At 66.8% G+C, this 9,831-nt stretch carries 11 protein-coding genes; 8 read left to right on the top strand and 3 right to left on the bottom strand.

Annotation, left to right across the window (positions count from 1 at the left end):
- The 4 genes from AB4Y99_RS10475 to iolB all read left to right on the top strand — a co-directional run.
- On the top strand, nucleotides 1-594 hold a 594-nt coding region (locus AB4Y99_RS10475), incomplete at its 5' end, for a 2-deoxy-5-keto-D-gluconate 6-phosphate aldolase domain-containing protein (RefSeq protein WP_441523259.1).
- A 72-nt stretch (nucleotides 595-666) separates the two neighbouring features.
- Complete coding sequence (iolD, locus tag AB4Y99_RS10470) at nucleotides 667-2,517, top strand: 3D-(3,5/4)-trihydroxycyclohexane-1,2-dione acylhydrolase (decyclizing) (RefSeq protein WP_441523260.1); 1,851 nt, start codon at nucleotides 667-669, stop codon at nucleotides 2,515-2,517.
- 32 nt (nucleotides 2,518-2,549) lie between these two features.
- Nucleotides 2,550-3,434, top strand: coding sequence for a myo-inosose-2 dehydratase (gene iolE / locus AB4Y99_RS10465; RefSeq protein ID WP_441523258.1), 885 nt, complete (start codon nucleotides 2,550-2,552; stop codon nucleotides 3,432-3,434).
- A 152-nt stretch (nucleotides 3,435-3,586) separates the two neighbouring features.
- The gene (gene iolB / locus AB4Y99_RS10460) at nucleotides 3,587-4,384 is read left to right on the top strand and encodes a 5-deoxy-glucuronate isomerase (protein ID WP_441523257.1); all 798 of its coding nucleotides are present in this window, start codon (nucleotides 3,587-3,589) and stop codon (nucleotides 4,382-4,384) included.
- Nucleotides 4,385-4,549: 165 nt separating this feature from the next.
- Here the strand turns inward: iolB and AB4Y99_RS10455 are convergent, their stop codons facing one another.
- On the bottom strand, nucleotides 4,550-4,864 hold the full coding sequence (locus AB4Y99_RS10455; protein ID WP_113254514.1) for a DUF4156 domain-containing protein: 315 nt from the start codon (nucleotides 4,862-4,864) through the stop codon (nucleotides 4,550-4,552).
- Nucleotides 4,865-5,172: 308 nt separating this feature from the next.
- Here AB4Y99_RS10455 and AB4Y99_RS10450 point away from each other — a divergent pair, with 308 nt between their 5' ends.
- Nucleotides 5,173-5,445 carry a hypothetical protein gene (locus tag AB4Y99_RS10450; protein ID WP_248312686.1) on the top strand — a complete coding sequence of 91 codons (273 nt, stop codon included), beginning with the start codon at nucleotides 5,173-5,175 and terminating at the stop codon, nucleotides 5,443-5,445.
- 103 nt (nucleotides 5,446-5,548) lie between these two features.
- Here the strand turns inward: AB4Y99_RS10450 and AB4Y99_RS10445 are convergent, their stop codons facing one another.
- Complete coding sequence (locus tag AB4Y99_RS10445) at nucleotides 5,549-6,226, bottom strand: hypothetical protein (protein WP_113254515.1); 678 nt, start codon at nucleotides 6,224-6,226, stop codon at nucleotides 5,549-5,551.
- A 175-nt stretch (nucleotides 6,227-6,401) separates the two neighbouring features.
- On the opposite strand from AB4Y99_RS10445, the gene AB4Y99_RS10440 reads away from it, so the two are divergent.
- The 3 genes from AB4Y99_RS10440 to ybaL all read left to right on the top strand — a co-directional run bounded on the left by AB4Y99_RS10440 (nucleotide 6,402) and on the right by ybaL (nucleotide 9,152).
- Nucleotides 6,402-6,611, top strand: a complete 210-nt coding sequence (locus AB4Y99_RS10440) for a hypothetical protein (protein WP_038359720.1) — start codon at nucleotides 6,402-6,404, stop codon at nucleotides 6,609-6,611.
- Nucleotides 6,612-6,757: 146 nt separating this feature from the next.
- Entirely contained in the window at nucleotides 6,758-7,078 is a 321-nt protein-coding gene (locus AB4Y99_RS10435; RefSeq protein ID WP_038359722.1) for a polyhydroxyalkanoic acid system family protein, read from the top strand.
- 193 nt (nucleotides 7,079-7,271) lie between these two features.
- The gene (gene ybaL, locus AB4Y99_RS10430) at nucleotides 7,272-9,152 is read left to right on the top strand and encodes a YbaL family putative K(+) efflux transporter (protein ID WP_441523256.1); all 1,881 of its coding nucleotides are present in this window, start codon (nucleotides 7,272-7,274) and stop codon (nucleotides 9,150-9,152) included.
- Between the two features lie 154 nt (nucleotides 9,153-9,306).
- Here ybaL and AB4Y99_RS10425 read toward each other — a convergent pair whose 3' ends face one another.
- Nucleotides 9,307-9,723, bottom strand: a complete 417-nt coding sequence (locus AB4Y99_RS10425) for a DUF3830 family protein (protein ID WP_112761495.1) — start codon at nucleotides 9,721-9,723, stop codon at nucleotides 9,307-9,309.
- Nucleotides 9,724-9,831: the final 108 nt, after the last annotated feature.

Genomic DNA, 9,831 nt, shown 5'->3' with positions numbered 1-9,831 from the left:
CCGCTGCGCTTCGAGACGAGCCAGGATATCGGTTCGCTCCTGCCGGAATGGCCGGTCGATCACTGCATCAAGTGCCTGTGCTTCTACCATCCGGACGATGCGCCCGAGCTGAAGCGCGAGCAGCAGGAGAAGCTGCGCGGGCTGTTCGAGGCGGCGCGCAAGGTCGGCCGCGAATTGCTGGTCGAGATCATCGCCGGCAAGAACGGCCCGCTCGGATCCGACACCGTCGCCCGCGCGCTGGAAGAGCTCTACGCGCTGGGCATCAAGCCCGACTGGTGGAAGCTCGAGCCGCAATCCTCCCCCGCCGCCTGGACCGCGATCGAGAAGACGATTGCGAGGCACGACCCCTGGTGCCGCGGCGTGCTGCTGCTCGGACTCGATGCTCCCGCCGAGGAGCTGGAGGCCGGCTTCGCCGCGACGGCCTCAGCCCCCATCGTCAAGGGCTTCGCCGTGGGCCGCACCATCTTCATGAACGCGGCCGAAGGCTGGCTTTCCGGCAAGCTCGACGACGAAGCCGCGATCGCAGACATGGCGGGGCGTTTCGAGGCGCTGACCGGCCTCTGGCTTGCCACGCGCGGCCGCAAGGCGGCCTAGCGCATCGGCCCGAAAAGTGGGAACCGGTTTTCGGACCAAGCCGATGCTAAAAAGACTCCCGACCGGAGACAGATCATGAGCACCGTCCGCCTCACCATGGCGCAGGCGCTGACGCGCTATCTCGCCGCGCAGATGACCGAGATCGACGGGCAGCGCCTGCCGATCTTCGGCGGCGTCTGGGCGATCTTCGGCCATGGCAATGTCGCCGGACTCGGCGAGGCGCTCTGGCATGAGCGCGAACGCCTGCCGACCTTCCGCGCCCATAACGAGCAGGCCATGGCCCATGCGGCGATCGCCTATGCCAAGGCGAACATGCGCCGCCGTTTCATGGTTGCGACCACCTCGATCGGCCCCGGCGCGACCAATCTCGTCACCGCCGCGGCGCTCGCCCATGTCAACCGCCTGCCGGTGCTGCTGCTGCCGGGCGACGTCTTCGCCAACCGCATTCCGGACCCGGTCCTCCAGCAGGTCGAAGCTTTCGGCGATGGTACGATCTCGGCGAATGACTGCTTTAAGCCCGTCTCGCGCTATTTCGACCGCATCACTCGGCCCGAGCAGATCATCCCGGCGCTGACCCGGGCCATGCAGGTGCTGACCGATCCGGCCGAATGCGGACCCGTCACGCTCGCGCTCTGCCAGGACGTGCAGGCCGAAGCTTACGATTACCCAGAGAGTTTCTTCGAGGAGCGTCTCTGGACGCCGCGCCGTCCGCGCGCCGACCGCAACGAGATGAAAGCCGCTGCCGCGGCGCTGAAAGCCGCCAAGAAGCCGCTGATCGTCGCCGGCGGCGGCGTGCTCTATTCCGGCGCGAGCGACACCCTCGCCCGCTTCTCGTCCGCGACCGGCATCCCCGTTTGCGAGACGCAGGGCGGCAAATCCGCCCTGCCCGACGACGCCGCACTCAACATGGCCGCCGTCGGCGTCACCGGCACGGAAGCCGCCAACCGGCTCGCCGCAGAAGCCGATCTCGTGCTCGCCGTCGGCACCCGCCTGCAGGATTTCACCACCGGCTCCTGGGCGCTGTTCGGCGCTGCCGGAAAGACGATCATCGGCCTCAACGTCCAGGCTTTCGATGCCGGCAAGCACCGTGCCTTGCCCCTCGTTGCCGACGCCCGCGAGGGCCTGGCCGAGCTGGCCGAAGCCATCGGCAGCTGGAAAGCGCCGGAAAGCTGGACCAACAATGCCAAGTCCGGCAAGGCGGACTGGCTGAAAGAAGCCGGCAAGGCGACCGCCGCCAGCAACGCCGCCCTGCCCTCGGATGCCCAGGTCATCGGCGCGGTCCAGCGCACGCTGGGTTCGGACGTCATCCTGCTCCATGCCGCCGGCGGCCTGCCCGGCGAATTGCACAAGCTCTGGCAGGCGGGCGCGCCTGGCTCCTACCATGCCGAATACGGCTTCTCCTGCATGGGCTACGAAATCGCCGGCGGGCTCGGCGCCAAGATGGCGCGGCCCGACAGGGAGGTCGTCGTCATGATCGGCGACGGCTCCTATCTGATGCTCAATTCCGAGATCGCGACCTCGGTGATGCTGGGCCTCAAGCTCACCATCGTCCTGCTCGACAATCGCGGCTTCGGCTGCATCAACCGCTTGCAGAACGCGACCGGCGGCCAGAGTTTCAACAACCTACTCAAGGACAGCCGGCACGAGACGCTGCCGGAGATCGACTTCGTCGCCCACGCCGCCAGCATGGGCGCGATCGCGGTCAAGGCCGCCTCGATCGCCGAACTGGAAGCCGCGCTGGCGCAAGCGAGGACGAACGTCCGCACCACGGTCATCGTCATCGACACCGATCCGCTGGTCTCGACCGGCGCCGGCGGCGCCTGGTGGGATGTCGCGGTGCCTGAGGTCAGCGAGCGAGAGCAAGTCCGCACGGCGCGGGCCAGCTATGACAAGCTGCGCAAGCATCAGAACATCGGCAACTAAAGCCGTTTCCCTAGGCGAGAAAGACCCCTGACATGATCCGCATCGGCGCGAACCCCATCGGCTGGTCGAATGACGACATGCTGGAGATCGGCGGCGACATTCCGCTCGAAACCTGCCTGAAGGAGGCGCGCGAAGCCGGCTTCACCGGCATGGAGCTCGGCAACAAGTTCCCGCGCGAGGCCGGCAAGCTGAAGCCCATCCTCGATGCTCACGGCCACGCGCTGGTCTCGGGCTGGTACTCGACCGAACTGCTCGTCCGCGACGTCGCCGCCGAGATGGCGGCCGTAAAGGCCCATGCGACGCTGCTGCGCGACATGGGCTGCGCGGTCCTGATCGCGGCCGAGACCTCGAACGCGATCCATTCCGACATCGCCAAGCCGCTCTCGGCCAGGCCCGTCCTGCCGAAGACGCGCTGGGACGAGTTCGGCGCGCGCTACACCAACTTCGCCGAAGCGCTGAAAGCGGAATACGGCCTCCAGCTCGTCTATCACCACCATATGGGCACGGTCGTGCAGACCGAGGCCGAGATCGACCGCTTCATGGGCGTCACCGGCCCTGCCGTGGGCCTCCTGCTCGACACCGGCCATGCCACCTGGGGCGGCGGCGACCCCGCCCGCATCGCCCGCCACTGGAAGGCGCGCATCCACCATGTTCACTGCAAGGACATCCGCGAAGCCGTGATGTGGCGCTCGAATCGCGAGGACTGGTCCTTCCTCGAATCCGTGCTCGCCGGCGTCTACACCGTGCCGGGTGACGGGCTGATCGACTATGTCCGCGTGCTCAGGGAGCTGCAGGGCTATTCCGGCTGGATCGTGGTCGAGGCCGAGCAGGACCCGAAAAAGGCCGAGCCCGCGGCCTATGCCAAGCTGGGGCATGCCAATCTGGTGCGCTTCATCAAGGAAGCCGGGCTGGCCTGAACATCCTCCACCGTCATTCCGGACAAGCCGCGAAAGCGGTGCCGATCCGGAATCCACCGGAGGTCGATGCGCTTTACGATGGATTCCGGGCCTCCGCTGCGCTGCGCCCGGAATGACGCCCTGATTGAATCTGACTGCTTGAGGAAGCACCGATGTCCCGTCTCAAGGTCAAGCCCAACGGCAGCCATGGCCGCGTCACCCATGTCACGCCGGAAAGCGCCGGCTGGACCTATGTCGGCTTCGACCTGCATCGCCTGAAGCCGGGCGAGACCGTTTCGGCGCAGACCGGCGACCGCGAGACCTGCCTCGTCTTCGTCACCGGCAAGGGCAAGGCCACGGTCGGCGGCGAGAACCTCGGCGAACTCGGCCAACGCATGAGCCCTTTCGAGGGCAAGCCCTGGTCGGTCTATCTCCCGGAAGGCTCCGCCTGGTCCGTCACCGCCACCACCGATCTGGAACTCGCCATCTGCACGGCACCGGGTCTCGGCGGTGGACTTCCCGTGCGCGTGATCCGGCCGGACGAGCTCGGTCAGGAGGTCCGTGGCAAGGGCTCGAACACCCGCCATGTCACCAATATCCTGCCTGAGACCGAACCGGCCGATTCGCTGCTCGTCGTCGAGGTCATCACGCCGGCCGGCAACACCTCGAGCTATCCGCCGCAYAAGCACGACCAGGACGACCTGCCGCGCGAAACCTATCTGGAAGAGACCTACTACCACCGCCTCAACCCGCCCCAGGGCTTCGGCTTCCAACGCGTCTATACCGACGACCGCAGCCTCGACGAGGCCATGGCCATCGAGGACGGCGACGTCGTGCTGGTGCCCAAGGGTTATCACCCCTGCGCGACCTGCCACGGCTACGATCTCTATTATCTCAATGTGATGGCCGGCCCGAAGCGGAGCTGGAAATTCCACAACGCCGCCGAGCACGAATGGCTGCTGAAGGGATGAGCCCGCCTCGCGGCGCGATTCTCCGCTCGCCGCGCCGGTCCTTCGAATAAAGGACGGTTTCGCTCCGCTTTGCCGCTTTGATCCGGGCTGTCACCCAGCGATCGGCGGGAAGCGAGAGGGATGAAGCGTCAAAGCATCGTCGCCGTAGCAGCCGGAGGCGAAACCCTAGCCCGGATTGCACTTGTAGACGGTGCCGGTCGTCTTGCCGCCCGACCATTTGATGTCGGCGACGTCGGAGAAGACATGCGTGCCGCCCATATCGGCGCCGCGAATCTTCAGCCGGTTCAGCGTCAGCTCGCGCATCTTGTCGAGCGGCACGACCGAACCGAAACCCGAATCGCCGTCGATCTCGCCGAGCTTCTGGCAGTTCTCGATCACGCCCTGCGTGTTGGTGACCACCACGATGCTAGTGCGCGAGGTCTGGTAGGCGCAGGCGCCGAGCAGAAGCACGGGCAGAAGGATCAGGAAACGCGGCTTCATCGTCACGGCCGGATGGTCTCTCTCGGAGGTATCGAACGCATGATCCGCCGCTTTGACACAAAAGCAAGCCCGACGCCAATCGGGAAATGCTCCGGCGGCTGACGGTTGCAAGTCTCCAAAGCGGAAGACCTTCGCCACCTCCCGCCAAGAACCGGATACGACACTATTGTCACAAAACAGCCGTGCGAACTTAACTCAAACACGATGCCCATTCTTGACCTGCCAACGCGGCTGCTCTTAAGTCTCCAGCAGGCCAATGGGAGGCTGAAAAGGAATAAATAATGCGTAGCATTTTGATCGTTGGTGCGATGGCTGCTCTTCTCGCCGGTTGCCAGACCGCGCAGGAATCGATGGCCGACGCGGAAGTCACCTGCGAGTCCCAGGGCTTCCGCCCCGGCACCCGCGCCTACCAGCAGTGCCGTTCGGCGAACTATGTCGAGAATCGCCGGGCCTCGAACGAGACCGGCAATGCGGTTGCGGCCGGCGTGGCCGCCGGCGTCATCGGCGGCGCCCTCGTTGCCGCCGACAACCGCGCTTACTACGGCCGTGGTTATTACGGCCGCCGTGGCTACTGGTGGTGAGATAGCGAGGCGCCTTCTTTCGGAAGGCACCTCCTTCTTCCAGGATATCCCGGTCCTGCGGCGCTCGGCGTCGCAGGACTTTTTTGTGGCCTATCGGAAAACGTCAGCGCCGCGCTGCCCGCTTGCGCGCCGGAGCCGTGGCCGGCTCGCTGGCCGAGGCGGACGTCAACAGCGAACCGATCACATAAACGGCAAGCCCCAGGCCGATCAGCGCCGCCACCGGCTCGCGTTCGGCCCGCTTCGCCAGCATGCGCCCGCCGAGATCGGCATAGCCGCGTGCCCGCGCCGCATAGTCGCTGGCCTGGTCGGCATAGTCGTCGACCTGGCCCCGCTGGGAGCGCAGCCATTTGCCGCCGGCCCGCAACGCCTGATTCCCGGCATCGGCCGCTTCCGATCCCTGGTCTTGCAGCCAGCTACGCCAGCGTCCGTAATCCGGCTGGTAGCGTTCCCAGCGCGAAGCAGGCTCACGGCTGCGCAGGGCAGCCCAGGCGATCAGCCCGACGCTCAGCGCACCGAGCCCGAAAGCCGCCAGCGGGTGCCGCCCGACGGCGCCGGCCACGGCCTGCCCACCCTGGCGGGCCGTCTCCATCGGATCGGCCTCGCTGACGGCATCGGTCACGGCCTCTTTCGCGCGGGTGTAATGATCCTTGACCACCTCGCCGGCCTTGTCGGCCATCTCGCTCGCCTTGCTGCGCAGGCTGCGCACGGTGGCGCCCGCCTCCTCGCGCATCTCCTCCGCATCCTTCGGCACATCGGGCGGGAAGCTGTTGGTCATCGCCATCGGGAACACTCCGTTTCTGGACAGGGTTACGAGGTGAACCGGCGATCGGAAGATGGGTTCCGCCCGAGGCAGAAAAACGCACCGTCATCGATGCAGGATGTTTCGGCCATCACCGCGTCAAGATTGGATGCGATCTGAGCCTGCAACAGGGGYATCAAACGAGAAGGAGACGCTTATGCACGTTCAGCACCTCCAGATCGCGCATCCCTCCATCCTCTCGGATCCCGAATGGATCGCGCTCGAGAGCATCGAGGAAGAAACCCGGCATTTCATCTTCGATGAAACCATGCTTCACGCTCTGGAAGGCCGCGGCCTGGTCAAGTCCGACGGCTCGATCTGGCGTGTCACCGAAACAGGTCAGAAGCGGCTGAGCGAGCGGAGCTGATCCGCCTTCTTGGCCTCGGACGGGCTGGCGCGGATCTGAAGCGCGGGCCCGGAAACCTGCCGATCGCTGCACCGGCGCTGGACATCCTCCGGCGCCGTTGCCATGTGCAGGCAAGCCCCGTGAACTGAAACCTCTTCCGGAATGCCATGGCGAAGCCTGTCTCGATCACCATCTCGCATGATCTCGGCCGCGCGGCCGCGCTGGATCGCYTGCGGGGCGGCATCGACCGCATCCGCGACCGGCTCGGCATGGTCAAGATGCAGCTCGTCGAGGAGCGCTGGGAAGGCGACAGCCTGTATTTCGGCGTCGCGGCGCTCGGTCACACCGTCCATGGGCGGCTGGATGTCGAGGACGCCCTGGTGCGCGTCGAAGTGACGCTGCCCTGGATGCTCGCCGTCTTCGCCGAGAAGCTGAAGATCGGCGTCGAGAAGCAGGGACAGATCCTGCTGGAGAAGCCAAGGGCCTGAGCCAGGCCGGCCCCGCCGCCCGCCCGCATCGCGCCGGCCTCTCCCGCCGCGGCGAACGCTTAGACCCGCGCCCAAAAAAACTGCCGCCCACGCAAAAAGGTTCTACGTCTTTCGGTTGAAATCGCCGCCGCAAATCCCCATCCTCGAAATCATTCCACAGGCTTGATTTTTACGTTCGGATTTCGGGAGAGACATGCATCACGGCCCGCTGATCGCCATCATTGTCGCGGGCCTCGGCCTTGCTTTCGTCTTCGGGGCCATCGCCCAGAAACTGCGCATCTCCCCGCTGGTGGGATATCTCCTTGCCGGCGTCGCTGCCGGCCCGTTCACGCCGGGCTTCGTCGCCGACCAGAACCTCGCCAACGAGCTGGCTGAGATCGGCGTGATCCTGCTGATGTTCGGCGTCGGCCTGCATTTCTCGCTGAAGGATCTGCTGTCGGTCAAAACCATCGCCGTTCCCGGCGCCATCGCCCAGATCGCGGTCGCGACCCTGCTCGGGCTTGGCCTCGGCCTGCTGCTCGGCTGGAACTGGGTTGCCGGCCTCGTCTTCGGCCTCGCGCTCTCGGTCGCCAGCACCGTGGTGCTGCTGCGCGCGCTGCAGGAGCGCCGGCTGGTGCAGACGGAAAAGGGGAGGATCGCCGTCGGCTGGCTGATCGTCGAGGATCTCGCGATGGTGCTGGCGCTGGTCGCGATCCCCGCCGTCGCCAGTGCGATCAACGGCGGACAGTCCGGCGGCCCCTCGCCACTCTCGGCACAGTTCGATCTCGGCCTGTGGGGCGTGCTCGGCGTCACCGTCGCCAAGGTCGCCGCCTTCATCGCCTTCATGCTCATCGTCGGGCGCAGGGTCATTCCCTGGGTGCTGCACTGGGTCGCCCATACCGGCTCCCGCGAGTTGTTCCGGCTCGCCGTGCTGGCGGTCGCGCTCGGCGTCGCCTTCCTGTCGGCGACGCTGTTCGGCGTCTCCTTCGCACTCGGCGCCTTCTTCGCAGGCATGATCCTCTCGGAATCGCCGCTATCCCAGCGCGCCGCCGAGGAGACGCTGCCGCTGCGGGACGCCTTCGCCGTGCTGTTCTTCGTCTCGGTCGGCATGCTGTTCGACCCCGGCATCCTGCTGCGGGCGCCATGGGCGCTGCTCGGAACGCTCGCCATCATCCTGATCGGCAAATCGGTCGCAGCCTGGCTGATCGTGCGCGCCTTCGGCCGCTCGAACGCGGTGGCGCTGACGATCTCGGCCTCGCTGGCGCAGATCGGCGAATTCTCCTTCATCCTCGCCGGCCTCGCTGCCAGCCTCGGCATCCTGCCGTCGCAAGGGCGTGACCTGATCCTCGCCGGCGCGATCCTGTCGATCCTGCTCAACCCGCTGATGTTCGCGCTGATCGACCGGCTCGGTGCCGACACCGGCGCCAAGCCCAAGCCCGCGGCCGACGCGCCCGAGGCCCATGCCGCGGCGCCCGCCGCCCAGCCTGCGCCGGCCGTGGAACCGGAGCGCGACGTCATCCCGACGAGCCTGTCGAACCATATCGTAGTGGTCGGCTATGGCCGCGTCGGCAGCCTGCTCGGCGCGGGGCTGCTGGCGCAAGGCGCCAAGCTCCTGGTGATCGAGGACAACCCGGACGCCATCGCGACGGCGAAGCGCGACGGCGCCGAGCTTCTCATCGGCAACGCAGCCGACCCCGAGGTGCTGGCCGCTGCCGCGGTCGGCCGTGCCACGCGGCTCTTCGTCGCCATCCCCGGCAGCTTCGAGGCCGGGCAGGTCTGCCAGCAGGCGCGCACGGAAAACACCACCCTGCCGATCGTCGCCCGCGCCCATTCGGACGCGGAGGTCGAGCATCTGACGAAATGCGGCGCGACGCTGACCATCATGGGCGAGGCCGAGATCGCACGCGCCATGCTCTCGCTGTGCGGCAATCTGAACGCCGCGACGGGCGCGCCCCGAAGCGGCGACGGCGAGGCTGCGGCGGACGCGCAGGCCCGACCCGATGTCGCCCCTCCGGCCGACGCTCCCGCCATGCGGGAGAAGCCGAACACCAGGGCGGAATTGCCACCGCCGGCGGATACCTCGACGGCGGCTTGAAGCGTCATCCCGGCCGCAGCGAAGCGGAGAGCCGGGATCCATGCCTGAACCCCGACCGGAAGCGCTCCGGCATGGATCCCGGGTCAAGCCCGGGACGACGGTGAGGCTCGACAGCGAGCCGGCGACCGCCACCGCGATGGCGGCCTGACCGCCCTCAGCCGACGAGTTCGAAGCGGATGTCGTGTGCGCCTTCGTAGAGCGTCTTGCGGCCGAGCGCGTAGAGGTTCTCCAGCCCCTCGGTCAGGGTGATGAAGTGGTTGCCGGAGAGCTGGCCCGCCTTGCTGGCGAACTGCACGCCGCCATAGGCGAGCAGGATCTCGGTCTCGCTGACGCCGCCCGGATAGAGGATGATGTGCCCCGGCGCGGGATAGCTGGTGTTGTTCTCGTAGCCGACGCCGAAATCGAGATCGCCGAGCGGCATCCACACGCCCTCGCCGCTCCAGCGGACATGGACGATCTTGCTGACGAAGGGCAGATGCCGCAGGAAGGCGGCGCAGGTCTTCGGGGCCGCCTCGAGCTCGAACTTTCCGCCGAAGGTGTACGGGCCGGCGGTGATGACCAGTTTCTGCATGGGATGATCGTCTCTCTGAAAGGGAGCCTGAGGTTTCGGTGAATGGCATTGCGGGCCAGTCTGGCGCAAGCGGTGGCGACGGAACAGGTGCGAGGCCGAAAAGCGAAG

Source organism: Allobosea sp. TAB14, from assembly GCF_052113865.1.
Taxonomy (GTDB): Bacteria; Pseudomonadota; Alphaproteobacteria; order Rhizobiales; family Beijerinckiaceae; genus Allobosea; species Allobosea spartocytisi.
The sequence above is the reverse complement of the archived record's forward strand: the minus strand, read 5'-3'. Positions and strand labels throughout refer to the sequence as shown.